16 protein-coding genes and 1 rRNA gene are annotated in these 25,317 nt (G+C 69.2%); 2 read left to right on the forward strand and 15 right to left on the reverse strand.

The genetic code is table 11. From position 1 onward, the window contains the following. Positions 1–68: ribosomal RNA gene (locus ABNF93_RS22515) — 16S ribosomal RNA — on the reverse strand; the annotation flags it as partial. A gap of 670 nt (positions 69–738) precedes the next feature. Here ABNF93_RS22515 and ABNF93_RS22520 point away from each other — a divergent pair. Continuing rightward, positions 739–1,593 (forward strand): 5'-3' exonuclease, encoded by an 855-nt coding sequence (locus ABNF93_RS22520; RefSeq protein WP_349330125.1) that lies wholly within the window; start codon positions 739–741, stop codon positions 1,591–1,593. Between the two features lie 249 nt (positions 1,594–1,842). Here the strand turns inward: ABNF93_RS22520 and dnaK (ABNF93_RS22525) are convergent, their stop codons facing one another. The 9 genes from dnaK (ABNF93_RS22525) to ABNF93_RS22565 all read right to left on the reverse strand — a co-directional run bounded on the left by dnaK (ABNF93_RS22525) (position 1,843) and on the right by ABNF93_RS22565 (position 17,598). After that, positions 1,843–3,762 carry a molecular chaperone DnaK gene (gene dnaK, locus ABNF93_RS22525; RefSeq protein WP_349330126.1) on the reverse strand — a complete coding sequence of 640 codons (1,920 nt, stop codon included), beginning with the start codon at positions 3,760–3,762 and terminating at the stop codon, positions 1,843–1,845. A gap of 31 nt (positions 3,763–3,793) precedes the next feature. Then, positions 3,794–6,418, reverse strand: coding sequence for an ATP-dependent chaperone ClpB (gene clpB, locus ABNF93_RS22530; protein WP_349330127.1), 2,625 nt, complete (start codon positions 6,416–6,418; stop codon positions 3,794–3,796). A 104-nt stretch (positions 6,419–6,522) separates the two neighbouring features. Continuing rightward, entirely contained in the window at positions 6,523–6,987 is a 465-nt protein-coding gene (locus ABNF93_RS22535; protein WP_349330128.1) for a heat shock protein transcriptional repressor HspR, read from the reverse strand. Then, complete coding sequence (dnaJ, locus tag ABNF93_RS22540; RefSeq protein ID WP_349330129.1) at positions 6,984–8,171, reverse strand: molecular chaperone DnaJ; 1,188 nt, start codon at positions 8,169–8,171, stop codon at positions 6,984–6,986. The genes ABNF93_RS22535 and dnaJ overlap by 4 nt, the downstream gene beginning before the upstream one ends. 23 nt (positions 8,172–8,194) lie before the next feature. After that, entirely contained in the window at positions 8,195–8,941 is a 747-nt protein-coding gene (grpE, locus tag ABNF93_RS22545; protein WP_349330130.1) for a nucleotide exchange factor GrpE, read from the reverse strand. Then, positions 8,938–10,815: a molecular chaperone DnaK gene (gene dnaK / locus ABNF93_RS22550; RefSeq protein ID WP_349330131.1), complete on the reverse strand. Its 1,878-nt coding sequence runs from the start codon at positions 10,813–10,815 to the stop codon at positions 8,938–8,940. Before dnaK (ABNF93_RS22550) ends, grpE begins: the two co-directional genes overlap by 4 nt. Positions 10,816–11,220: 405 nt before the next feature. Continuing rightward, entirely contained in the window at positions 11,221–13,428 is a 2,208-nt protein-coding gene (locus tag ABNF93_RS22555) for a M4 family metallopeptidase (RefSeq protein WP_349330132.1), read from the reverse strand. Between the two features lie 249 nt (positions 13,429–13,677). Further along, positions 13,678–15,756, reverse strand: a complete 2,079-nt coding sequence (locus ABNF93_RS22560; RefSeq protein WP_349330133.1) for a M4 family metallopeptidase — start codon at positions 15,754–15,756, stop codon at positions 13,678–13,680. Positions 15,757–16,104: 348 nt separating this feature from the next. Then, on the reverse strand, positions 16,105–17,598 hold the full coding sequence (locus ABNF93_RS22565; RefSeq protein ID WP_349330134.1) for a formimidoylglutamate deiminase: 1,494 nt from the start codon (positions 17,596–17,598) through the stop codon (positions 16,105–16,107). 80 nt (positions 17,599–17,678) lie between these two features. On the opposite strand from ABNF93_RS22565, the gene ABNF93_RS22570 reads away from it, so the two are divergent. Next, complete coding sequence (locus ABNF93_RS22570; protein WP_349330135.1) at positions 17,679–18,815, forward strand: mandelate racemase/muconate lactonizing enzyme family protein; 1,137 nt, start codon at positions 17,679–17,681, stop codon at positions 18,813–18,815. Positions 18,816–18,896: 81 nt separating this feature from the next. Here the strand turns inward: ABNF93_RS22570 and ABNF93_RS22575 are convergent, their stop codons facing one another. The 5 genes from ABNF93_RS22575 to ABNF93_RS22595 all read right to left on the reverse strand — a co-directional run bounded on the left by ABNF93_RS22575 (position 18,897) and on the right by ABNF93_RS22595 (position 25,282). Then, positions 18,897–19,892 carry a Gfo/Idh/MocA family protein gene (locus tag ABNF93_RS22575; RefSeq protein WP_349330136.1) on the reverse strand — a complete coding sequence of 332 codons (996 nt, stop codon included), beginning with the start codon at positions 19,890–19,892 and terminating at the stop codon, positions 18,897–18,899. A 100-nt stretch (positions 19,893–19,992) separates the two neighbouring features. Next, positions 19,993–21,117 carry a DegT/DnrJ/EryC1/StrS family aminotransferase gene (locus ABNF93_RS22580; protein WP_502877608.1) on the reverse strand — a complete coding sequence of 375 codons (1,125 nt, stop codon included), beginning with the start codon at positions 21,115–21,117 and terminating at the stop codon, positions 19,993–19,995. Between the two features lie 5 nt (positions 21,118–21,122). Beyond that, positions 21,123–21,770 (reverse strand): acyltransferase, encoded by a 648-nt coding sequence (locus tag ABNF93_RS22585; protein WP_349330137.1) that lies wholly within the window; start codon positions 21,768–21,770, stop codon positions 21,123–21,125. Between the two features lie 89 nt (positions 21,771–21,859). Next, complete coding sequence (locus ABNF93_RS22590; protein ID WP_349330138.1) at positions 21,860–23,173, reverse strand: DegT/DnrJ/EryC1/StrS family aminotransferase; 1,314 nt, start codon at positions 23,171–23,173, stop codon at positions 21,860–21,862. Positions 23,174–23,176: 3 nt separating this feature from the next. After that, a complete protein-coding gene (locus tag ABNF93_RS22595) occupies positions 23,177–25,282 on the reverse strand; it encodes a hypothetical protein (protein WP_349330139.1) in 2,106 nt (701 codons plus the stop codon). Positions 25,283–25,317 lie beyond the last annotated feature (35 nt).

Here is a 25,317-nt window from a genome sequence, read left to right on the forward strand (position 1 = left end):
CGCTCGACTTGCATGTGTTAAGCACGCCGCCAGCGTTCGTCCTGAGCCAGGATCAAACTCTCCGTCGAAAACCAACAGAAAGCCCAAAACAGGCCCCAAAAAAACACAAACCCACAACACACAAAAAATGCGCCATGAGCCAAAACAACACAAAACCATCGACTATCGGCACGCTGTTGAGTTCTCAAAGATCAGGCCGCCACGACTACCCACTCCGTGACTGAACTACACAACACTACCCACCTGAGGTCACGCTAAACAAGCCCTACGTAACTCGGATGGGCCCCAGCTCGCCGCACCGGATGGCAACGTGCACGCACGTAGCTACCCAAGCGTGGTCTCAGCTGGAGTTCCCCGCTGGATCGGCCGCCCTTCGGCGTCCCGCACTCCGTTGCGAGGCGAGTAGAACCATACGTACACCGCCAAGCAGAGTCAAATCGGCCCCACCGGCGGCGCGGTCAGGCCTCCACGGACCGGCGCGTACCCCGGTGAGAGCGCCGGCTGCGGGGCGGCGTTCGGTGCCCGGAGGTTCGCTGTCGGGCGCGCCCGACGCCTGTCACGCGCTCGGGGATGTCCGCCGCCGCCGCCGATCACCTCGCCACGGCGTGTCGGTCGCGCCCGTGCGCATGCCAGCTCCTAGCATCGCGGGGTCCTTGGGGCCGGTCGCGCTCTTTCCTGAGCCGGCCCACCCGCCCGCACGCTCAGCGGCCAACGAGCGTGAGGCTGGTGGCTGCCCACATGTCCGACGTACCACTGCTTCTCGTCGATGGTCACAACCTGCTGTGGCGGGCCTGGTTCGGCTTCCCGGCACGGATCAGGAGTAGGGACAAGTCACGTGACCTGACCGGAGTGTTCGGATTCTTCGCGTTGTTGCGCGTGGCGATCCGCGAGCTTTCCGCGCTGCCGGAGGTCGTGGTGGTCTTCGACGGGGAGAACGCCTGGGCTGATCGCTCCGCGATCGACCCCGCGTACAAGGCGCACCGGGCGACTGGTGTCGAGGCCATGGCACCGATCAGGGCCCTCGGCGACGTCGTACGCGGCCTGGACGCGACCGACCTACGACACGTCTGCATCGACACGGCTGAGGCGGACGACGTGATCGCCAGCGCCGTCGAGCGATGCAGGAGGCGGACGCCGCGGCGCGAGGTCTGGATCATGTCCATGGACCGGGACTTCTACCAGTTGGTCGACGAGCGGACGCGGATCCTCAACACCGTCCGACGACCGGGGCAGCGGGTCGTCGACCGCAAGGAGATCGAAGCCCGGTTCGGGGTCACGCCCGCGCAGTGGTGCGACCGGGTAAGCCTGGTCGGCGATCCGGCCGACGGGATCCGTGGCGTACGCGGCGTGGGTACCGTCACCGCAGCTCGGCTGCTCGCCGGAGGCTTGGGCGTGGAGCAGTTGCGGTCGTCGGACCGGCCCGTGGGCCGGGTCGGCGGCCGCGTCCGCGAGTCGCTCAAGGACGTCGCACGGTGGAAGCGGATGGTACGCACCCGAACGGACGTGCCGCTGCCGGCTGACCTGCTCAGCGGCGCCGCGTCACCGCAGATGCCGAGCGCGCCAGTGGTCGTGGAGATGCTCGACCTGTGGTGACCCGGGCGGGTCGCCAGTGGGGCCAGGGCGGGTCGCCAGTGGGGCCAGGGCGGGTCGCCAGTGGGGCCAGGGCGGGTCGCCAGTGGGGCCAGGGCAGGTCGCCAGTGGGGCCAGGGCAGGTCGCCAGTGGGGCCAGGGCGGGACTCCAGTGACCCGCCCGGCTGTCGCGACGGAAGCGTTTGCACGGAACAGGTGGGAGGTCCGGCGGCTTCTCGACCGACGAACCTCCCACGCAGCTCGTCGTGAAGCTCAGGACGGCTTCTGGTCGCCAGACTGCTGGCCATCGGGCTGGTCGTCGTCGACGACCTCCGCCTCGACCACATCGTCGTCGCCCGCATCCGAGTCGGCACTCGCCGAGCCGTCGGGACCCGAGCCGGAGGCCCCGCCGTCGGCCGCCTGTTCCTGGGCCTGCGACTGCTGTGCCGCGGCGTACATCGCCTCACCGATCTTGGTGCGGGACGCCGAGAGCTTGTCGAACGCGGCCTTCAGAGTGTCGTGGTCGTCGCCCTCCAGCGCCTTCTTCACCTCGGCGATGTCCCGCTCCACCTCCGACTTGACGTCCGCGGGGACGCTGTCGGTGTTCTCGCCCAGGAACGTCTCGGTCTGGTAGACGAGCGTGTCCGCCTGGTTGCGCAGCTCCGCGGCTTCACGGCGCTTGCGGTCCTCCTCGGCGTACTGCTCGGCGTCGCGGACCATCCGGTCGATGTCGTCCTTGGGCAACGCAGATCCACCCGTGACCGTCATCTTCTGCTCACGACCCGTGCCGAGGTCCTTCGCCGACACGTGCACGATGCCGTTGGCGTCGATGTCGAACGTCACCTCGATCTTCGGCACCGCCCGAGGCGCAGGCGGCAGACCCGTCAACTCGAAGTTGCCGAGCGACTTGTTGTCCGCCGCCATCGCCCGCTCGCCCTGATAGACCTCGATGAGGACGGACGGCTGGTTGTCCGACGCGGTGGTGAAGATCTCCGACCGCTTCGTCGGGATGGTCGTGTTGCGTTCGATCAGCTTCGTGAACACTCCACCGCGCGCGGCGGTCTGCCCGGTCGCAATACCGAGCGAGAGCGGAGTGACGTCCAGGAGCAGGACGTCCTTGACCTCGCCGCCGAGAACCCCGGCCTGCAGGCTGGCGCCGACTGCCACCACCTCGTCGGGGTTGACGCCCTTGTGCGCCTCCTTGCCGCCGGTGAGTTCGCGGACCAGCTCGGCGACGGCAGGCATCCGGGTCGAGCCGCCCACCAGGATCACGTGCTCGATCTTGGCGACGTCGATCGACGCGTCCTTCAACACCTGCTGGAACGGACGACGGCAGCGCTCGAGCAGGTCCGCCGTCAACCGCTGGAACTCGGCCCGGGTCAGCTTCTCGTCCAGGTGCAGCGGACCGGACTCACCCAAGGTGACGTACGGAAGGTTGATGTTCGTCTCCGACGCCGACGACAGCTCGATCTTCGCCTTCTCGGCCGCCTCGGTGAGCCGCTGGGTCGCGATCTTGTCCTTGCTCAGGTCCACGCCCTGCTTGTTCTTGAACTGCGTCACCAGCCACTCGACGATCTTCGCGTCCCAGTCGTCACCACCCAGGTGGTTGTCACCCGAGGTGGCCTTCACCTCGAAGACACCCTCGCCGATGTCGAGGAGCGAGACGTCGAAGGTCCCCCCACCGAGGTCGAAGACGAGAATGGTCTGGTCGGACTCCTTGTCCAGACCGTAGGCAAGGGCCGCGGCCGTCGGCTCGTTGATGATCCGCTGGACGTTGAGACCGGCGATCTCCCCGGCCTCCTTCGTCGCCTGCCGCTGCGCGTCGGAGAAGTACGCCGGCACCGTGATCACCGCGTCGGTGATCGTCTCGCCGAGGTAGGCCTCCGCGTCGCGCTTCAGCTTCTGCAGGACGAACGCCGAGATCTGCTGGGACGTGAACGACTTGTCGTCGATCTTCGTCGACCAGTCGGTGCCCATGTGCCGCTTCACCGACCGGATCGTCCGGTCGACGTTCGTCACCGCCTGCCGCTTGGCGACCTCGCCGGTGAGCACCTCGCCACTCTTGGCGAACGCCACCACCGACGGCGTCGTGCGCGAGCCCTCCGCATTGGTGAGGACGGTCGGTTCACCGCCTTCGAGGACCGCCACCACCGAGTTCGTCGTACCAAGGTCAATTCCGACCGCACGGGCCATGGTGCTCAAACCTTTCTTCGCGTCTTGAACTTCATGTCTGCGCCGCAGCCGCACCAGCCGCGCGGAGCTCGAGTGAGTCGTTGGCGTCGTTGACGTCGACCAGCACGTGGTCGCCGTCGCGGACCTCACCGGACAGGATCTGACGGGCCAGGCCGTCACCGATCGCCGACTGGACGAGCCGCCGCAGTGGTCGGGCGCCGTAAACCGGGTCATAGCCGGTGATGGCCAGCCACTCCTTCGCGCCCTCGGTGACGTCGAGGGTGATCCGGCGTTCGCCCAGGCGCCTCGCCAGCGCCGCGACCTGGAGATCGACGATCCGCGTGAGCTCCTCGGTGCCCAGCGGGTCGAAGAGCACGATCTCGTCGAGCCGGTTGAGGAACTCCGGCTTGAACGACGCCCGGACGACGTTCATCACCAGGTCCCGCTTCTTGTCCTCGTCCAGCGACGGATCGGCGAGGTACTGGGAGCCGGAGTTGCTGGTCAGGATCAGGAGCACGTTGCGGAAGTCGACCGTACGGCCCTGCCCGTCGGTCATCCGGCCGTCGTCGAGCACCTGGAGAAGGACGTCGAAGATCTCCGGGTGTGCCTTCTCCACCTCGTCCAGGAGGATCACGGAGTACGGACGACGACGGACCGCCTCGGTGAGCTGCCCGCCCTCCTCGTAGCCGACGTAACCCGGCGGTGCCCCGACGAGGCGGGCCACCGAGTGCTTCTCGGAGTACTCGCTCATGTCGATCCGCACCATCGCCCGCTCGTCGTCGAAGAGGAACTCCGCGAGCGCCTTCGCCAGCTCCGTCTTGCCCACACCGGTCGGCCCGAGGAACAGGAACGACCCCGTGGGCCGGTCCGGGTCGGAGATCCCCGCCCGGGCCCGGCGTACGGCGTCGGACACCGCGGCGACCGCCTTGCGCTGACCGACCAGCCGGCGGCCGAGCTCCTCCTCCATCCGGAGCAACTTGCCGGTCTCGCCCTCCAGCAGGCGTCCGGTGGGGATGCCGGTCCAGCTCGAGACGACCTCCGCCACCTCGTCGGGGCCGACCTCCTCGCGCACCATCGGCGCCGCCTCCGGGGGCCCGGCGGGCTCCGCCACCTGAACCTCTGCGGCGGCCGCGAGCTCCTTCTCCAGCTCCGGGATCTCGGCGTAGAGGATCCGGGAGGCGGCCTCGAGATTGCCCTCGCGCTGAGCGCGCTCAGCCTGGCCGCGCAGGTCGTCGAGGCGCTGCTTGACCTCACCGACCCGGTTGAGTCCGGACTTCTCCTTCTCCCACCGCGCCTCGAGGCCACGCAGGGACTCCTCGCGGTCGGCCAGCTCCGCCCGGAGCTTCGCCAGCCGCTCCTGGCTCGCTACGTCGTCCTCCTTGGCGAGCGCGAGCTCCTCCATCTTCATCCGGTCGACCTGGCGGCGGAGCTCGTCGATCTCCACCGGACTCGAGTCGATCTCCATCCGGAGACGGCTGGCCGACTCGTCCACCAGGTCGATCGCCTTGTCGGGCAGCTTGCGCCCCGTGATGTAGCGGTTGGACAGCGCGGCTGCGGCGACCAGGGCACTGTCGGCGATCTGCACCTTGTGGTGCGCCTCGTAGCGTTCCTTCAGACCGCGCAGGATGGCGATGCTGTCCTCGACGGACGGCTCGCCCACGAACACCTGCTGGAAGCGCCGTTCGAGCGCGGGATCCTTCTCGATCCGCTCGCGGTACTCGTCCAGCGTCGTGGCGCCGATCATCCGCAGCTCGCCGCGGGCCAGCATCGGCTTGAGCATGTTGCCGGCGTCCATCGAGCTGTCTCCGGTCGCACCGGCGCCCACGACCGTGTGCAGCTCGTCGATGAACGTGATGATCTGCCCGTCGGACTCCTTGATCTCCGCGAGCACGGCCTTGAGGCGTTCCTCGAACTCGCCGCGGTACTTCGCTCCCGCCACCATCGAACTGAGGTCGAGGTTGACCAGGCGGCGGCCCTTCAACGACTCCGGCACGTCACCGGCGACGATCCGCTGCGCCAGCCCTTCGACGACAGCCGTCTTGCCGACACCGGGCTCGCCGATCAACACCGGGTTGTTCTTCGTCCGCCGGGACAGGACCTGAACGACCCGGCGGATCTCGGCGTCGCGGCCGATCACCGGGTCCAGCTTGCCCTCCCGGGCACGGTCGGTGAGGTCGACGGAATACTTCGCGAGCGCCTTGTACGTCCCCTCGGGATCGGGCGAGGTGACCCGGGCGGACCCGCGTACCTGCGAGAACGCCGCGAGCAGACCGTCAGTGGTGGCACCGGCCTTCACGAGCACGTCCTTCGCGCCGCTCGCGACCGTCGCGAGGCCGACCAGCAGGTGCTCGGTCGAGACGTACTCGTCGCCGAGCTCGGTCGCCTGGTCCTGCGCGACCTGGAGGACCTGGTAGAGCGGGCGGGCCAGGCCGGGCGCCTGCACGGTCGATCCACTCGCGGCCGGCAGCCGCTCGGCTGCCTCGGCCGCCGCCTTCTGCACCGCCACGCGGTCGGTGCCCACCGCGTCGAGGAGCGCGCCTGCCGTGCCTTCCGGGTCGGCCAGCAGCGCGATGAGCAGGTGCACCGGTTCGACCGCCGGGTTACCGGCGTTGGCCGCCTGCCGGACGGCCGCCGAAAGGGCGTCCTGGCTCTTGGTGGTCAGCTTCTGTGCGTCCATGTTTCGTTCGTTCTTTCCCTACCTGGATGGCCGGAACGCGTGCCGGCCGGAAGGTCGGTGGCGACGTCGGGTCGGACGTCGGTGGTGAGGTCGCTGGTGGCTGGTCATCGGGTCCCCGATCCGCCCCGACGGCGGCGGGCCGAATGGCCGGTCCAGACCACGACCGCCTGGCTCGTCTGCGGCATCAGCTCCGGCAGGAACGCGGCCTGCTCGGCGGCGCGCTCGAACATCGTGCGGGCATCCTCGAGAGCGTCTTCGAGTTCCACGACCCGCGTGCTCAACAGCTCGACCTGGGTCTCCAGCTCGAGGATCCGCTTGACGCCCTCCAGCCCGATGCCAGACGCGGTGAGCTGCGCGACGTGGCGAAGCGTCTCGATGTCGCGCATCGAGTAGCGCCTACCCCCGCCGACGGCCCGCCCCGGCGTCACCAGTCCGATCCGGTCGTACGTCCGGAGGGTCTGTGGATGCAGGCCCGTCAGCTGGGCAGCGACGCTGATGACGTACGCCGGCGTGTCGGCGTCCATCGTGATGTCGAACGGCATCCGGGACCGCGTGTTCCGGTCGGTCATGAGGCGCCTCCCTTACCGTCGAAGAGGTCCTGCCGTGCGCCGTCGACGCCGGTCGCCCTGCGGTAGGCGTCGAGCGCTGCCTTCGCGTCGTCGTCGAGATGGTCGGGGACGAGCACCTCGACGGTCACGAGGAGATCGCCCTTGGTGCCGTCACGGCGCGCCGTGCCCCTGCCCCGGACGCGGAAGGTGCGGCCGTTGGGAGTGCCGGGCGGAACCTTCAAGGTCACCGGCGGGCCAGCGAGGGTGGGAACCGTGATCTCGCCACCCAGGGCCGCCTCGGGGAACGTGATCGGCACCGTGATCGTGAGATGCTCGCCACGCCGCCCGAACCGCTCGTGCGCCTGGACGTGCACCGTGACGTAGAGGTCGCCGGCGGGGCCACCGCGCTCACCGGCCGCACCTTTGCCGCGCAACCGGATCCGCTGACCGTCGCGAACTCCTGCCGGGATGCGCACCTGCATGGTGCGCGACGACGTGCCGCGGCCGGAGCCGTGGCAGGTCGGGCACGGCTCGTCGACGACCAGCCCGCGGCCCCGACAACTCCGGCAGGGCTCACTCATCGCCAACCGGCCACCTTGGGTGGTGGCCCGCATGCCGACACCCTCACAGTCGGGGCAGACGCGTGGCACCGTTCCAGCCTTGGCGCCGGTTCCCGAGCATGCCGGGCACGGGCTGTCACTGGTCATCCGCAGCGGCACGGTCACGCCGTCGACCGCGTCCCGGAAGCCGATCGTCGCCTCGGTCTCGACGTCTGCACCCCGGCGGGCCCGCGTGCCGGGCGGCGGGGTGCGGGTGCGCCCACCGGTGAAGATGCCGCCGAGCAGGTCACCGAGGCCGCCGGTCTGGCGGCCGCCCTGCTGGGTGAAGATGTCGCCCAGGTCGAACGGGAACCCGCTCCCGGTCTGGCCGCCGCCCGGCCCACCGGGGAACCGGTAGCCACCGGCGCCGCCGAACAACGACCGCGCCTCGTCGTACTCCTTGCGGCGGGTCGGGTCGGACAGCACCGAATAGGCCTCGGACACCTCCTTGAAGCGTTCCTCAGCCTTCGGGTCGCCCTTGTTGGCATCCGGGTGGTTCTGCCGGGCAAGCTTGCGGTAGGACTTCTTGATGTCGTCGGCCGACGCATCCTTGGGGACGCCGAGCACCTTGTAGAAGTCCTTCTCCAGCCACTCTTTGGTGCCCATCGGTGCTCCTCACCCCCTTCTGGCTACACGTCGTCCGATGCTGGGGACGCGCCGTCGGCACCGCCGGGGCCGCCCGGACCGTCGAGGTCGTCGGGGCCGGCGGCACGGTCACCGTCGACCTGCTGTGCGGGCAGCCCGGCCGTGGGTTCGGCGACCGCGACCCGGGCCGGCCGCAGGATGCGTTCGCCCATGCGGTAGCCGGGCTGGAGGATCGACGAGCAGGTCGGGCCGTCCACATCGTCGGCGTACGAGTGCATGAGCGCCTCGTGGATCCTCGGGTCGAACGGATCGCCCGGCTCGCCGAAGGCCACCAGGCCCAGCTTGGTGAGGACGGACTCGAGCGCCTCCGCCACCGCCTTGAACCCACCTTCGAGCTCGCCGTGCTCTCTGGCGCGACCGATGTCGTCCACGACCGGGAGCAGCTCGGACAGCACGCCTCCCACGGCGAGCTCGCGCACTGCCTCGCGGTCACGCTCGACCCGGCGCTTGTAGTTGAGGTACTCCGCCTGCACCCGCTTGATGTCGTTGGTGCGATCGGCCAGCGCGGCCTTCAGCTGGGCGATCGGCTCTGCGGCCTCGCCCGCCGCTTCCGCCGGCGTGGCAGCCCCCTCAGCCACTTCGGTCTCGTCGACGTCCTCCCGGCGATGCGCGCCCGGCGCCCGGGTCGACGACTTCGGCCGGGCCGCCTCCCGGACCTCACCGGTCTCCGGGTCGATGCGTCGCCGGTCGCGGATCACGGGGCCTTCCTCGTTCTCCTCGGCTGGACTCACTTCTGACCGCCCTGCCCTTCGCCACCAGACTTCTCGTCGTCCACGATCTCGGCGTCAACGACGTCGTCATCCTCGGTCTGAGCGCCGCCCTCGCCCGACTCGTCCGTCGTCGCACCGGCGTCAGCGGTCTGGGACTGCTGCGCCGAGGCGTACATCGCGGCGCCCATCTTGTTGCGCGACTCCGACAGCTTGTCGAACGCCGCCTTGATGGCGTCGTTGTCGTCGCCCTCCAGTGCCTTCTTCAGTTCGGCTGCGTCCCGCTCGACCTCTTCCTTGGCGTCGGCCGGGACCGTGTCGGGGTTGTCGGCGATGAACTTCTCGGTCTGGTAGACCGCTGAGTCCGCCTGGTTGCGCAACTCGGCTGCCTCGCGACGCTTGCGGTCCTCCTCGGCGTACTGCTCGGCGTCGCGGACCATCCGGTCGATGTCGTCCTTCGGCAACGCAGAACCACCGGTGACGGTCATCTTCTGCTCGCGTCCGGTGCCGAGGTCCTTCGCCGACACGTGCACGATGCCGTTGGCGTCGATGTCGAAACCGACCTCGATCTGCGGGACATTACGCGGCGCAGGCGGCAGCCCGGTCAGCTCGAAGTTGCCGAGCGACTTGTTGTCACGGGCCATCTCGCGCTCGCCCTGGAAGACCTCGATCATCACCGACGGCTGGTTGTCCTCCGCCGTCGTGAACACCTCTGACCGCTTGGTCGGGATCGTGGTATTGCGTTCGATGATCTTCGTGAAGACACCGCCCTTCGTGGCGATGCCGAGCGAGAGCGGGGTGACGTCGAGCAGCAGGACATCTTTGACCTCACCCTTGAGTACGCCCGACTGCAGCGACGCGCCGACGGCGACGACCTCGTCGGGGTTGACACCCTTGTGTGGCTCCTTGCCGCCGAGCAGGTCCTTCACCAGGTCGGCGACGGCCGGCATGCGGGTCGATCCACCGACCAGGATCACGTGGTCGATCTTGGCGATGTCGATCGAAGCGTCCTTCAACACCTGCTGGAACGGGCGACGGCACCGCTCGAGCAGGTCAGCGGTCAGGCGCTGGAACTCGGCCCGCGTCAGTTTCTCGTCCAGGTGCAGGGGGCCCGATTCACCCAAGGTGATGTAGGGCAGGTTGATCTGGGTCTCAGACGCGCTCGACAGCTCGATCTTCGCCTTCTCGGCGGCTTCGGTGAGCCGTTGCTTGGCGATCTTGTCGGCACCCAGGTCGATGCCCTGCTTGTTCTTGAACTGCGTCACCAGCCAGTCGACGATCTTCGCGTCCCAGTCGTCACCACCCAGGTGGTTGTCGCCACTGGTCGCCTTCACCTCGAAGACACCCTCACCGATCTCCAGCAACGACACGTCGAACGTGCCGCCACCGAGGTCGAAGACGAGAATCGTCTGGTCGGACTCCTTGTCCAGGCCATAGGCCAGCGCGGCCGCGGTCGGCTCGTTGATGATCCGCTGGACGTTCAGTCCCGCGATCTCCCCGGCCTCCTTCGTCGCCTGCCGCTGCGCATCGGAGAAGTACGCCGGCACCGTGATCACCGCGTCGGTGACAGCCTCCCCCAGGTAGGCCTCCGCGTCGCGCTTCAGCTTCTGCAGGACGAACGCGGAGATCTGCTGAGGCGAGAACGACTTGCCATCGATCTCCGTCTTCCACGTCGTGCCCATGTGCCGCTTCACCGACCGGATCGTCCGGTCGACGTTCGTCACCGCCTGCCGCTTGGCCACCTCACCGACCAGGACCTCACCGGACTTCGCGAACGCCACCACCGACGGCGTCGTGCGCGAGCCCTCGGCGTTGGTCACAACCGTCGGCTCTCCGCCCTCCAGGACGGCAACCACAGAGTTCGTCGTACCAAGATCAATACCCACCGCACGAGCCATCGTGTTGCAACCTTTCCTCGATCACCGGCACCTGCACGGGCCGGCGGCGACACCTACGCGTGGCAGGCCGACCGGGTGACGGCGCCGCTTCAGTACCCGGGCCAGCCTTGAGTCATCTGCGCTCAATCCTGCAGGGGGCACCGAGTTCTGTCAATAGACCTGAGTCTGGATGACTCAGGTTCGGTGCGCAGTTCGGCGGCAGGATCCTTTAGCGGTACGAAGAGGGGCAAACCTGACCGCCATCAAGGTGCGGATGACCGTAGCTCTGGTGGCGGACCGATCAACGGTGCGGGCCGATCACTGGTACGGACCGAGGACCCGTACGGTCCCGCCACGGCCCGCATGATCACGGGCGGACCCGGCGGGCGCGGGGCGGGCTGGGTATTGATCGGGAACCGTGGGCGGCTAGCTGCAGGTGTAGACCTTGACGTTGTCGACGTTGAGGACGGACGACGGGTTGTTGTCGTCCCCCGTCGTCCCCTCCACGCTGATCCGGAACCGCACGTGGTGTCCCGCCAGCGACGACAGGTCGTATCTCGCCGACGACCAACCGTAGGAGTGGCCGCTCCACGGGCCGCCGTTGCGTGCCGCGAGCGACTGTGCCGGAAGCCAGAGCAGGCCGTCGGTGGAGTACTCCAGCCGGGCCGTGGGTCCGTCGACAGGTGCGTACAGACCGAAGAGGGTCGAGTAGTCGAGCCGGAGGCGACCGCCCGCCGGAACCGGGATCGGCTCCGATGTGACCGACGTCTCCTCGATCTCGCCCTCCGTGGTGGACAGAAGCAGGGCGTCGCCGCCGCGGTTGACGTTGGCGAACCCGAAGTCGGCCACGCTCAGGCCCGAGCCCTCGCTGTCGACGTCCCAGTCGACGGGCGGGGCGTCGAACGCCTGGGTGTAGGACGCCTCGACCTGCTCGCCCGCCGGGCAGTACGCCGCCGCGACCGGAGCGGACTCGGCCGCGTCCTTGTGCATCTCGGTGGCGCGTACGGCCTTGTCGACCTGTGCGCAGTCGTCCTCGGTGATCCCGGTGCCGGGTTTGCCGATGTTCTTCCGGCACGACAACGGCAGGACGTGGAACAACTCCTTGTAGTCCGCGCCGGAGGTGAGGATCCGCTGCGCCGTCCAGTAGATCGTGAACGTCTTGTCCAGGCCCAGTCCGCGGACGTCATAGCCGTTGAACCTGTCGCCCTGGGCAATCAGATAGGCGGCCTTGTTGCCCGGACCGCTGTTGCTGTGCACCCCGCCGAAGTCCTGATGGTCCGGGTCGGCGTCCCACAGCGAGGACGTCAACCGGTCGGGGCTCTGGGTCGCCGTCGGGTCCGCCATGCTCCGCAGCGGAACCGGCATCGACGCAGCAGCCGGCCGGCTGTCCTCACCGATGAACCAGGCCTCAGCGCTGCCCTGCTTCTCCGGGTTGGCCGCGAGGTCGATCAGGTTGCCGAAGACGTCGGACATCGACTCGTTGATCGCCCCCGACTGGTAGACGTAGTAGAGCTGCGACGTGTGCGCGGTCACCCCGTGGGCGAGTTCGTGTGCGGTGACGTCGAGGCCGGTCACGCCGTCGCCGTAGACCAGCTGTTGCAGGGTGTCGCTCCAGAACGCGTTGGCCAGCGGACACCCCTCCTGGTAGCCGGTGGCGCAGACGCGGGTGGTCGCCCGGAGGCTCCTGTCCTCGCCTCCGACCAGGGCCGAGACGTCGAGGCCGGCCAGCCTGGAGTACTGCTCGGCCGTCTCGCCGAGGTTGTCATAGACCGTGTCGACGTCGGCGATGCCGGAGAGCCCCTGACCTTCCTGGCGGGAATACGCGACGGTCACGTCGTCACAGGCCGCACTCTCGGGCACGCCCACGTCGCGGTTGTCCAGGTCGCAGACCTTGCGGTTGACCGCCTCGTGATTGTTGCTGTAGGCGAGGGCAACCGACTCGAAACCCGGGTCGACGAAGATGGTGTAGTCGATCAGGCCGTCGCGGCTCGACACATGCAACTTCTGCGTCTCGCGGTTGACCGCGGGCCCCGGCGCGCCGAGCAGTCTGGGGTTGTAGATCCAGTCGCCCTGGTCCTCCACGCGCAGGCCGAGGGCGGGGACATCGGCCTTGTCCGCGACGTACTCCCGCGCGACCACCCGTGCGCGCGCGTCGCTGAACAGACTGGTGGGAGCCTCGACCACGCCCGAGACCGTCTCCCCGAGCAGCGCCTCGAGTCCGCCCGAGTGGTCGAGGGTCGCCGTGACGTCGCCGGCCACCACCGGGAGTCCGTTGATGTACTGCTGCAGCCGAACCACCTCTCCGCCGGCCACCTTCGACGCGCCCGCCGGTCGGAGCGTGTCGGCATCGATCCCCATCTTCGCGGCGAAGCGTTCGAGGTGGGTGCGGGCCGCGTCCTCCGGCGACCCGGTCATTCCCTGGGGTAACGCGACCGGGGCGTCATCGGCCAACAGGCCACGGACCAGCCCGTCGGCTCCCTCGAGCAGGGTGACTCCGTCGTCGGACCGCTCGACGGGGAACGCCGGGCCGGTCGACGATCCGGCATAGGACGGAGCGGCAAGCGCGACCAGTGCACTTCCGCTGATGACCGTCGCCAGGGCGGCCAGGCCGCCGACTGCGCGTCGGTACTTCACAGGGACTCCCATCGTCGGAACCGTCGGTCGGGGTCACGGAGAACGGTGCCGGCGAGAGCCTAGTAGCAGACCGGGCGCATTGCCTACCCAACGGTGCGTACCGGAAACATGCCCCGAGACAGGCCAAAACACCGCAAGACAACCGACACACGTCTGTCATGAACCGTACGAAAAGCCCGCGAACGCCAAGGGCCCCGGACCACCTCCTGTGAGGAGGCGGACCGAGGCCCCTGGTCGTACGGCTATGACTCAGCCGCAGTTGTAGATCTTGAAGTTGTCGACCCACCAGGCGGAGTTGTCAGTCGCCACCGCCGAGTGGAACCGGAACTTCACCGACTTCCCAGCCAGGCTGGAGGCGTCGTACCGGGTGCCGCCGAAGCCCAGCGAGTTACCGGCGAAGCTGTCGGCACCGCCGAGTGTGTCGACCGGCACGTCCTCACCGTTGACATTCGGCAGGTCAGCCGCGGGCTTCCAGGTGAAGCCGTTGTCCTCGGAGTACTCGAGTGCCGCGCCGTCACCGTCGTCGAGCAGATAGGCGTGGTCGTACCGGATGAACGCATCGGCCGGTATCTCCACTGCCACGCTCTGCGTCAGCGAGATGTCGTCGCCGGCGAGTGACCAGGCCACCGCCGCTTCCTCACCGACCGCGGCGTAGCGGTAGAAGCCCACCTCGTTGCTGAGGAACCAGTTGCCTTGAAACGTCCAGCCGTCGTTCTTGGACTCGAAGCCCTGGACGTAGGACGGCGTGTGCTTCAGGCCGTCCTCGCAGTAGTCGACATTCTGCGCCGAACCCTGCACCGGGTCCTTGTACATCTCCGTCGCCCGGACCACCTTGTCGACCTGCTGGCAGTCGTCCTCGGTGATGTAGCTACCGGCCCGACCGATGTTCTTCCGGCAGGACAGCGGCAGGGTGTAGAAGACGTCCTTGTAGTCCGCACCCGGCGGCAGGAGGTTCTGCAGCGTCCAGCCGATCTTCGCGGTCTTCGCCGGCCCGAGCCCACGGATCTGGTAGCCGTTGAAGTCCTCGCCGTCGGTCATCAGGTAGATGGCCTTGTTGAAGACACCGCTGTTGTAGTGGACGCCACCGTTGTCCTCGAACGACGTGCCGTCGAAGAAGTCCGGCGACGTCATCCGGTCGGGCTGACCGAGCGATCCGGGGTCCTGCATGTCGCGGATCACGCCGAGCGAGGAGCCCTCGCCGATCTGCCAACGGGTGTCGGCGTTGTCGTCGTCACTGCCGTTGTTGATGTCGACCATCTCGCCCCAGAAGTCGGAGAGGCCCTCGTTGATGGCCCCCGACTGGAAGATGTACGCGAGGTTCGACGTCTGCTGGGTGACACCGTGCGCGAGTTCGTGCGCGGTGATGTCGTCGGTCGTGACGCCTTCGCCGAACACCATCTGCTCGCCATCCCAGAAGGCATTCTCGTAAGGGCACGCCTCGGTTGTGCACACCCGCACGGTGGCGCGGAGGGCCTTACCCTGCCCGTCGCCGTAGTCGGTCCCGATGAGCTGGGTCACGTCGGTGTTGATGTAGCTCGAGAACCGGACCGAGGTGTCGTGGAAGTAGTCGTAGACCTTGTTGACGTCATCCACCGCCGACGGCGCGTCACCCTCGGTGCGGGCGTAGGCCACCGTCTCGCCGTCACAGGCGTACTCCTCGACGACCTGCGACTCCGCGTCACACACCACGCGGTTGATGGCGTGCTGCACCAGCGAGTATGCGATCTCGGTCTTGCGGGTGGCGGCGTTCACGAGCACCTGGTAGGAGATGTCGAGGTTCTCGCTGTGCACCTTGTAGCTGTAGACCGGCTCGATGCCCTTGGCGTCAGGCACGCCGAGCACCTTGCCGTCGTACCACGCCCTGCCCTCGGACTCGACCTCGAGGCCGCTGGTCGACCCCAGCTTCTCGCGCCGGGCGACGACCTGCTTGGCGGCGTTCGCGAGCTTGCTCTCGCCGAAGAGGTCAAGCGTGGGGAACGACCGCTGCGGCTTGCCGCCGGTCTCACCCACGATGAACTCGAGATTGTTGAGGCTGTCGAGCGAGACGACCACCTGGCCACCGAAGACGTCGATGCCGTCCACGGAACGGTCGAACCGGACGGCACTGCCGTCGCCGAGGTCAGTGGCCTTGGCGAGGCTGAGCTCTTCGCTCTGGACGCCGAATGCACTCGCGTAACGCGTCAGGTGAGCTTCGGCCGCCGCCTCTGGCTTGGCTTTGGCAGTGATGCCCTGTGGACGCTCGATGGTGCCGCCCTTGGACTCAAGGACACGCACGGTGCCGTCGTTCCCCCGCTGGGAAACGATGGCGTCGGGCTGCTTTCCGAACACGGGACTCGTCAACGAGCCCGCGTTGGCCGGAGCTGCTGTGGCAACCACTGCCGAACCGCTCAGCACAGTGGCTAGAGCCGCCAGGCCGCCGACCAGGCGCGATCTCACGTGTGACCCCCCGAGGGTGTCGTCTGGACGAAACAGACGGAGCCTAGAGCAATTCCCGGATCGCCCGGAAGGTGGGTTGTGGAAAACAAGTCCCAATTGGTGCACAACGCCGGGACTGTGGATAAATCCTCATGTACGTCCGCGGTGCGCAGCGTCCATAATCGGTCAAATCGGGCGGATGCGGGGATCCGTGCGGGTGTCCCAGTACCCACGCCAGAGATGAGCCCCGCGAGGGGCCGTTCACAGCGCGCGGATCGTGCGCTCCAGCCGCGCGGCGACGTCGCCCAGCAGGCGGTGACGGCCGTCCTCGACCACCAGGACTCCGTTCGCGACGACGACGTCGACGTCACTCGAGGTCGCCGCGAACACCGCGGCGTCGGCGGCCTGGTCCGGCGTCGCGCCCGCCGTGCGCACCGAGTCCAGTCGTACGCAGACCAGGTCGGCGCGGGCGCCCGCGCTGATGACACCGGCGTCGTCGGTACCGAGCGCGTGGTGACCGGACTCGGTGACGGCGCGGAGAAGCTCGGCTGCCGACCAGTGCCCGCGTTGACCGGACGCGAGCCGCTCGTGGTGTTCGAGGGCGCGGGCCTCCTCGAACATGTCGATCACCGCGTGGCTGTCGGTGCCGAGTACCAACCGGCTGCCGGCGCGGTCGAGCGTCGCGGCGGGGGCGATGCCGTCGGCCAGGTCGCGTTCGGTGGTGGGGCACAGACAGATGGTCGTGCCCGTCCCGGCGAGCAGGCCGATGCCGTCACCGTCGAGGTGGGTGGCGTGGACTGCGGTCGTACGCGGAGAGAGGGCGCCGGCGTCGAAGAGCAACCTCGTGGGGGAAACGCCGTAGGCCGCCACGCAGTCGTCGTTCTCGCGGCGCTGCTCCGACAGGTGCACGTGCAGCGGACGTTCGCGCTGGGCTGCCCAGCCAACGACGCCGGCGAGCTGGTCCTTCGGCACCGCACGTACGGAGTGGATGGCCGCGCCGATCACGACGTCCGCCGCGGCCGCGTAGGCGTGGTCGAGCCGCTCCACCCGGTCGGCCCAGCGGTCCACGTCGCCATCGCCGAAGCGGCGTTGGGCGCCGGCCAGCGGCAGACCGATCCCTCCGGACAGGTAGCAGGCGTCGAGCAGCGCGATCCGCAGCCCGGCGGCGCGCGCCGCGGCGACGAGGGCGTCCGCCATGACGTTGGGTTCGGCGTACGACCTGCCCTGTCGGTCGTGGTGCAGGTAGTGGAACTCCCCGACACACGTGACGCCGGCGAGCGCCATCTCGGCGTATGTCGCCGTCGCCAGGTCGAGGTAGCTGTCCGGGTCGAGCCGGTCCGCCACGTCGTACATCTGGGTCCGCCAGGTCCAGAAGCTGGACGCTTCGGAGCTCGCTCTGTGCGTACGACCGCGGAGGGCGCGGTGGAACGCATGGGAGTGGACGTTCGCGAGACCGGGCAGCGTGAGTCCGCGCAGCGTCTTCGCTCCAGGGGGCGGCGACGGGGTGTCCGGCTCGACCCCCACGATCCGGTCGCGGTCGACGCGGACGAGAACGTTCGGTGTCGGCGTGATGCCGGGCGGGATCCAGGCGAGCTCGCACCAGTACGCGGACGGCTCCGGCCGCGTGGTCGGTGCGGTCGGAGTCGCCGGCGTCGGCGCGGTCGGAGTCGCCGGCGTCGGCGCGGTAGGAGTCGACGGCGTCGCTGTCACTGGCGTCGGCGAGATCGAGGTCGGCGGCCTCGACGGTCCGCTCATGTGCCTCCCTTCTCCCTGACGTCCTTACCCTCGTGGACGACCTCTACCGCCGTGCGGTCGCGCGCTGAGAAGGTGAGCGGATGCGGACGACGGCGGTGAAGACGTACATGCAACGGGTCGGCGAGCGGCCCCGACTGCTGGTGAAGGTCGAGACCGACGAAGGAATCGTCGGTTGGGGCGAGGCCTTCAACCACGGGCCCGACTGGGCGCTCGTCCCGTTGCTCGACTACCTGTTCGCCCAGATCAGGGGCGTCGATCCGCGGCGCATCGAGTTCATCGTACGAAGGCTGCTGCAGTCGTCGCGGTTCCCGCCCGGCGCGCTCGGGTTGGCGGCGTTGTCCGCCCTCGACCACGCGCTGTGGGACATCTCCGCCAAGGCGGCCGACCTGCCGGTCTACATGCTCCTCGGCGGTCATGCCCGCGACCGCGTGCGCGTCTACTGCGGTGTCTACTCTGCGCCTGATCCGGCGGAGTGCCGTGATCTGACGCAGCGGCTGAATGCCGAGTACGGGTTCACGGCGTTCAAGCTCAGCCCCTATCGGCGCGACCTGAACCAGGGACGTTGGGGCGAGACGTGCCGGTTGGCGGCGGACTACTTCGCTTCGTTGCGCGAGCTCAGCCCGACCGAATGGGAGTTCGCCTTCGACGCGCACGCACAGATCTTCGAGCCGTACCAGGCGATCCAGCTGGGAAACGCCTTGGCGCCGTATGATCCGTTGTTCTTCGAGGAGCCGATCCGCCCCGAACACCTTCCCGCGTGGGGCCAGTTGCGTGGTCAGCTGAAGGCGCCCATCGCCACGGGCGAGTGCCTCTATTCGCCGTTCGAGTTCCTGGAGCTGTTGAAGGTGCGAGGGGCCGACATCATCCAGCCCGACGTGTGTGTCGTGGGCGGTCTGCTGCAGTTGCGGAAGATCGCCACCATCGCCGAGGCGCACTACGTCAGCGTCGCGCCGCACAATCCGATGGGACCCTTGGCCACCGCGGTCAACCTGCACTTCGCTGCTGCGCAACCGAACTTCAAGATCCTCGAGTACAAGGTGCCTGAGACACGCTGGTGTCCGGACCCCTATCTTCCGCGCGACGGTCATCTCGAACTCCGTCCCGACCGACCCGGCTGGGGCGTCGAGATCGACGAGGACGCGCTGGCGACCGACGACTACGTGCACTGGGAACGCAAGCTGCCGGTGCGACCGGACGGATCGACGGGCTACGTCTGAGGGATCGCCGATTCGCTCGTTCGCACCCTGGACGAGGGCGCCCCTCAAGCAAGCAGCGAGGACCGAGAGGGCGAGGCTGCTTCAGGGGAGGTCGACGGTGCGGCCTTCGGCGGCGGAACGAATGATCGCCTCGGCCACCTCGACGATCGCCTGCCCTTCGCGCATGCCGACGACGACGTTGGCGTCCCCTCGTCCGAGCACGGCGTCGCGGAAGGCTGCGAGCTCGGTCCGCAGGGGTTCCGGCTTCGCGATCGCGTACCTGATCATGTCGCCCTCGGTCACCCCACGAAACGAGGCCATCGTCTCCCACTCCAGCGGCCGCACACCGTTGGCGTGGAACGTCAGGTCCGCTGCGATGGTGTCGGCGATGAAGGCGCCGCGTTCGCCGGTCACGACGGTGACGCGCTCCTTCATCGGCGACAGCCAGTTGACGAGGTGGTTGACGACCGTGCCGTCGGCGAGTTGGGCCACGACGGCGACGAGGTCCTCGTGCTGCCGGCCGCTCTTGTGCGCAGTGCGCGCCGACACCGAACGGTAGGGCAGCTGCGTCACCCACGCCGTCGAGTCGACGTCGTGGGTGGCGAGGTCCTTGACCACCCCGACGTCGGCGACGCGGTTCGGGAACGGTCCCTGCCGGCGGGTGATGACCTGGTAGATCTCGCCGAGCTCGCCGTGTTCGAGGCGCGCGCGGAGGTTCTGCAGCGCAGGGTTGTACCGCTCGACGTGACCGACGCAGCCGACGACGCCGGCCGCCTCGAACGCCTCGGCGAGCCGGGCAGCGCCGGCCGCCGAACTGGCCAGCGGCTTCTCGACGAGCGTGTGCACCCCGGCCGCGGCGAGCGCGAGACCGGCCTCCTCATGGCTCGCGGTGGGAATCGCGAGTACGCAGACGTCGATGCCCGCGGCGATGAGCTTCTCGACGTCGGGCAGCACATCGAGCCCGCCCGCGACCTTGTGCGGGTCGCCACCCGGGTCCGCAACGGCGACAAGCTCGACGCCCTCGAGCGACCGGAGCACTCTCGCATGGTGCCGGCCCATCATGCCGAGCCCGACCAGGCCGGCGCGTAGCACTCCCATCGTCATCTCCCCCGTCGTGCGGGCGCGAGTCGTGCCAGTGCCCGTCGTCCACGGGTGGGTATCCCCCGCCGCGGGGCAGGCCACGCACTCATCCGGCGACTCATCCGGCGACCGCCTTCGCCACCGCGGCCACGATGCGTTCGAGGTCGGGGTGGGAGAGCGCCGGATGCACCGGCAGGGACAGCACCTCGCGGCAGACCTGCTCGGTCACCGGCAGCTCGAAGCCCCCGGCACCGCTGGCGAACGACGGCAGCTGGTGGGTCGGGATCGGGTAGTAGACCCCCGTCCCGATTCCGGCCTCCTGCAGTCGCGACTGGATCGCGTCGCGGTCGTCGGTACGGATCGTGTACTGGTGATAGGCGTGCTCGGCACCCTCCGCCACCTGTGGAAGGGCCACACCCGGGGCCTCGACGGCCAGCTCCGAGGACAGCACGGCGGCGTTGGCCCGTCGGCGTGCGGTCCACCCGGTGACACGCCCGAGCTGCACCCGGCCGATGGCCGCGGCCATGTCCGTCATCCTGGTGTTGAACCCGACGACCTCGTTCTCGTACCGGCGTTCCATCCCCTGGTTGCGAAGCAGGCGGACCTTGCGCGCGACCGCCTCGTCGGCACAGACGACCATGCCACCCTCGCCGGTCGTCATGTTCTTGGTGGGATAGAAGCTGAACGCCGCCACTTTGCCGAACGCACCGACCGGCCGGCCGCGCCAGCGTGCGAGGTGCGCCTGGCAGGCATCCTCGAAGAGGGCGAGGCCGTAGCGGTCCGCGATCGCCTGCAGGGCGTCGAGGTCGGCCGGATGGCCGTAGAGGTGGACCGGCATGATCCCGACCGTGCGGGGTGTGACCGCGGCCTCGACGGAGGCGGGGTCGAGGCAGAAGAAGCGCGGTTCGATGTCGGCGAACACCGGCGTTGCCCCGGCGAGCGCGACCGCGTTGGCCGTGCCGGCGAACGTGAACGACGGGACGATCACCTCGTCGCCCGGCCCCACCCCGGCCGCGAGCAGGCCGAGGTGCAGGGCGCTGGTGCCGGAGTTGACGGCCACGCACGTACGCCCGTCGACCAAGGCGGCGAACTCGGTCTCGAACGCCGCGACCTCCGGCCCCTGCACCATCATCCCGCTGGCGAGGACCCGGTCGACCGCCTGGCGTTCCTCCTCGCCGATGAGCGGCCTCGCCGCCGAGATCTGCCCCGTCGACGGACCGTTCGCCCCCGCGAGTTCCATCATCGTCACTACTCCCCGTCCCCGTCGTCGTTCCTGTCACCGCCGGGCGCTTCCCGCAGCGCGGTCCCGTTCTCGCCGTCCTCGACGTACGCCGCACCGGTCGCCGGGCACCGCCACCGACCCGCGCCGACCGGCTCGAGGCGTACGCCAGCCCGTCCCACCCACCCGATCCGCCGCGCCGGCACTCCCGCGACCAGCGCGAAGGCGGGAACGTCGGCCGCCACCACCGCACCCGCCGCCACCATCGCCCACCGCCCGATCGTGACCGGCGCGACGCACACGGCGCGGGCTCCGAGCGATGCGCCCTCGCGCACGGTGACACCCACGGGCGCCCAGTCCCCGGCCCGCTTCGGCGCGCCCGCCGGATCGACCGCACGCGGGTACTGGTCATTGGTCAGGACGACCGCCGGCCCGACGAAGACACCGTCGCCGAGGATCGCCGGTTCGTAGACGAGCGCGTGGTTCTGGATCTTGACGTGGTCGCCGATGCGGACGCCGGCGCCGACGTAGGCACCTCGTCCGACCACACAGCCCGCGCCGAGCACGGCGTCCTCCCGGATCTGGGCGAGATGCCAGATGGCGCATCCCGGCCCGAGCGTCGCGCGCTCGTCGACGTCGGCAGTCGCCGCGACGAGACCCGTGGATATAGCGGTCATAGCGGATGAGCCTAACGAAGCACGGACATCCCGCAGGCGGGAAACCCAGAAGCCCGGCCGGCGCGACGTCCGGTCGGTGCACACACCTCTCACGACGCCGTGGCGACCGCCATCACCTTGCGGAACGCCGCCACCGTGTCGTCGATGTCCCGGTCGGAGAGGGTGGGATGCACCACCAGCATGAGCGACGTCTCACCGAGCTCACGAGCGACCGGTAACGACGCCGCCGGCCGACCGCCGGGCACGTCGTCGAACGCCTTCTCCCGGTAGATCTCCGCGCACGCGCCTTGCAGACACGGCACGCCCTCGGCCGCGACGGCGGTCATGATCCGGTCCCGGTTCCAGCCGGGCGCGAGTGCCTCCGGCCGGACGAACACGGAGTACTTGTAGTAGGCGTGCCCGACACCGGCCGGAGGAATCGTCACCCGCAGCCCTGGCAGGGCGCCCAGCCCGGCGTCCAGCGCCGCGGCGTTCCGGCGGCGCCGGCGCGACCATTCCGGCAGCTTCGCCAGCGCCCGCCGGCCGGCCGCGGCCTGCACCTCGGTCATCCGGGCGTTGGTCCCGAACGACTCGTGCAGCCACCGGAACCCCGGCGGGTGGTCGCGTTCGTACACCGCTTCGTAGCTCTTGCCGTGGTCTTTGTACTCCCAGACCGCCCGCCAGATCGCCTCGTCGTCGGTCGTGACCATGCCACCCTCACCGGCGGTGGTGAGTATCTTGTCCTGGCAGAACGACCAGGCCGCCACGTGCCCGAACGTGCCGACCGACTGCCCGTCGAGCGTCGCCCCGTGTGCCTGGGCGCAGTCCTCGACGACGACGGCACCGATCTCGTCGGCGAGCGCCACCAACTCCCCCATCGGCGCTGGCCAGCCGGCCAGGTGCACCGGGACGATGGCCTTCGTCCGCCGGGTCACCACCTGTCGGACGGTTGCCGCGGTGAGGGTCTGGCTCACGGCGTCGATGTCGGCGACCACCGGCGACGCGCCGACCGCGACCGCCGCGCTCGCCGTACCGATGAACGTCCGGGCGGGTACGACGACGTCGTCGCCGGGGCCCACACCGGCCGCACGCAGCGCGAGTTCGAGCGCCACCGTGCCGTTGCTGAGTGCCACGGCGTGCCTCGCCCCGACGGTCGCCGCGAACTCCCGCTCGAACTCCCGTCCCTCCTCGCCGGTCCAGTAGTTGACCAGGCCAGAACGCAGAACGCCGACCACGGCGCGTACCTCGTCGTCGGCGAAGTACGGCCACGGCGGAAACGGGGCCTGCCGGACGGGTACGCCGCCGGAGGCCGCCAGGTCGCGGGCCCGCTCGGTCACCGGCACGATCGGCCCACCAGAACGGGCCCCCTCGGACAGGACCGTTCCACGGGGAAGGTCCGACCCCTCGGGCAGGGGCAGGGCCATCGGTCAACCTCCCATGTTGAGGAGCAGGTCGGACAGGATCGCGAACATCACCGCATCGTGCCGCGTCGCCTCCCCACCGCTGAACGAACCGTCCGAACGCTGCTTGCGGATCGCGTCACCGACGTAGCTCGTGATGTCCGAGCTCAGGTTGAGGCCGTAGACCGACGCGTAGCCCTCGGTCGGCACCAGGCCGTCGCGGGCATGGTTGGCCATCCAGCTGAAGCCGCGGGCGGCGTGGCCCACCCAGTCCTCGCGGCCGCGCATCTCGCCGTACTCCAGCAGCCCGGTGTAGGCGATGTTGGCGTAGCCGCCCGAGTGCGGCGAACTCTCGTACCACGAGTACGGAATCGAGCCGTCCGCGCGCACCTTGCTGGCGAGGTTTCGCGCGATGGCGTCGCCGTAGGTGAGCAGCCGCTTGTCGCCGGTCTCGACGTACAACGCCTTGAGGAACGACAGGCCGGCGCCGTCGATGTTGTAGACCTCCACCGAGGAGTTCCTGACGGCGGACACCACGCGGTGGGAACGCACGCGCGGGTCACCCGGCGGCAGGATCGGCTCCAGGGTGCAGTAGGGGATGCTGCCGCGGGTGCGCTTGGAGTCGAGCCACTGGAAGCCGTTCGATCCGCGCAGCAGGTAGTCCATCGCACGGACGGACGCGGCGAGGTAGCGCGAGTTGCCGTAGACCTTGAAGCCCTCCAGCAGAGCACTCGCCGCCGCGATGGTGACCACGGCGAGCGGTTCGCCGGCCGCGTGGGTGGTCGTGCCCCCGTGATAGTGCGCCGACGCGCTGAAATGTCCCTGCCCGGTGCCGAACGCCCAGGGCAGACCGAACGAACCATCGGCCCGCTGGTGCCTCACCAGCCACTCGAGGCCGCGCCGGGCCTGTGCCTCGTACTCCGCCTCCTGCGAGGACTGCGCCCGCTTCAGGTAGCCCTGGGTGAGGACCGCGATGGCCTGCGGGTCCTGCCGGATGTCGCCCGGCCAGTACGGATGGGCGATCGCCCAACCGCCGTAGCGCGTCTCGCGCTCCTCGAGGTAGCCGGCGAGCTTGTCGACAGCCCCGCGTACGGCCAGTCGGTTGGGCAGCTGGACGCCATCGGCGTCGGAGTTCTGCGCGGCGACGAAGATCGGGAACTCCGCCTGCGCCATGGGGTCGCCCAGCGTCGCGACCGGGAAGCCGGTGCCCGGTGTCGGGCTGAAGCGGCCGGTGACATGGATGGTCGCGGACTCTCCCGGCCGGACCAGGATGGTCCGGGTCGAGGAGTCGTAGCGGGCGGCGCCGCTCAGTTCGTACGTCATCCTGGCGCCGCCCTCGCTCGCCAACGCGCGCCGGTCGACGACCTGCAGGTGCTCACCGAACGCGTCGATGGTGCCCACATGGACACCGCCCGGTGTGGGCGTCGTGACCTGCAGGGAGAGCGTGTCGTCGCGCTCGCCCCGGCGGACGCCGGTGCCGCCCCACACCTCGAGGATCGGGCTCTGCGCCAGCTTGACACCGTCGAGCCAGACGGTCCGCCCCGGCCCGGAGACCGCGACCTCCACCTCGACGAACGACGTACCCACCGGCGACCGTGCCTTGGCCGAGACACCCTCCCACCGGTGTTTCACCGCGTCTGCGCCCCGGTCGATGCCAGAGCCGATGACGCGTCGGTTGTCGTCGTAGAACACGATCCTGACCGACTCACCGCCGGACGAACCGTCGACCGAGGAGCGCCGCCACACCGTTGCTTCGTACGTACGCTGCGGTAGGGCGGGCATCGCGGCGCTGCGCAGCGTGAAGCGGTCGCCCGCAGCGGGCACCGCCACCCGTAGCGACCGCTCGCCCCCCTTCGCCACGTCGGTCGTGGTCGCGGTCGCGGGCCTGCCGGTGCGCCCGCAGGTCCAGCTGCGGGGACAGCGGGTGAACGGCCGGTCCTCGAAGCTCGCGTTGACGGGCAGGATCGGCGCTTCGGGTTGCACCGCGCGGTCGGCGAGCCGGTCGACCAACCGGTTGTGTTGCACCGAACGGGCCTGGGTGCTCACGGGCGAGGGCTCGTCGGACGCCTGCTGGATACGCGAGGCGTCGGCACACGCGGTGGCGGTGAGCACGAGGACACCGACCGCCGCCATGGTCGTGCGAAGGTACGCCGACCCACGGCGGCGCC

The sequence above is a fragment of the Actinopolymorpha sp. B9G3 genome, from assembly GCF_040120725.1.
Classification (GTDB): domain Bacteria; phylum Actinomycetota; class Actinomycetes; order Propionibacteriales; family Actinopolymorphaceae; genus Thermasporomyces.

Excerpts from the sequence above, each read along its gene's own strand:
- ABNF93_RS22580 (WP_502877608.1), bottom strand. The coding sequence starts at position 21,117 with ATGATGGAACTCGCGGGGGCGAACGGTCCGTCGACGGGGCAGATCTCG.
- ABNF93_RS22590 (WP_349330138.1), bottom strand. The coding sequence starts at position 23,173 with ATGGCCCTGCCCCTGCCCGAGGGGTCGGACCTTCCCCGTGGAACGGTC.
- ABNF93_RS22575 (WP_349330136.1), bottom strand. The coding sequence starts at position 19,892 with ATGGGAGTGCTACGCGCCGGCCTGGTCGGGCTCGGCATGATGGGCCGG.
- ABNF93_RS22570 (WP_349330135.1), top strand. The coding sequence starts at position 17,679 with ATGCGGACGACGGCGGTGAAGACGTACATGCAACGGGTCGGCGAGCGG.
- ABNF93_RS22595 (WP_349330139.1), bottom strand. The coding sequence starts at position 25,282 with ATGGCGGCGGTCGGTGTCCTCGTGCTCACCGCCACCGCGTGTGCCGAC.
- ABNF93_RS22520 (WP_349330125.1), top strand. The coding sequence starts at position 739 with ATGTCCGACGTACCACTGCTTCTCGTCGATGGTCACAACCTGCTGTGG.
- dnaK (WP_349330126.1), bottom strand. The coding sequence starts at position 3,762 with ATGGCCCGTGCGGTCGGAATTGACCTTGGTACGACGAACTCGGTGGTG.
- ABNF93_RS22565 (WP_349330134.1), bottom strand. The coding sequence starts at position 17,598 with ATGAGCGGACCGTCGAGGCCGCCGACCTCGATCTCGCCGACGCCAGTG.
- ABNF93_RS22585 (WP_349330137.1), bottom strand. The coding sequence starts at position 21,770 with ATGACCGCTATATCCACGGGTCTCGTCGCGGCGACTGCCGACGTCGAC.
- dnaK (WP_349330131.1), bottom strand. The coding sequence starts at position 10,815 with ATGGCTCGTGCGGTGGGTATTGATCTTGGTACGACGAACTCTGTGGTT.
- dnaJ (WP_349330129.1), bottom strand. The coding sequence starts at position 8,171 with ATGGGCACCAAAGAGTGGCTGGAGAAGGACTTCTACAAGGTGCTCGGC.
- clpB (WP_349330127.1), bottom strand. The coding sequence starts at position 6,418 with ATGGACGCACAGAAGCTGACCACCAAGAGCCAGGACGCCCTTTCGGCG.
- ABNF93_RS22535 (WP_349330128.1), bottom strand. The coding sequence starts at position 6,987 with ATGACCGACCGGAACACGCGGTCCCGGATGCCGTTCGACATCACGATG.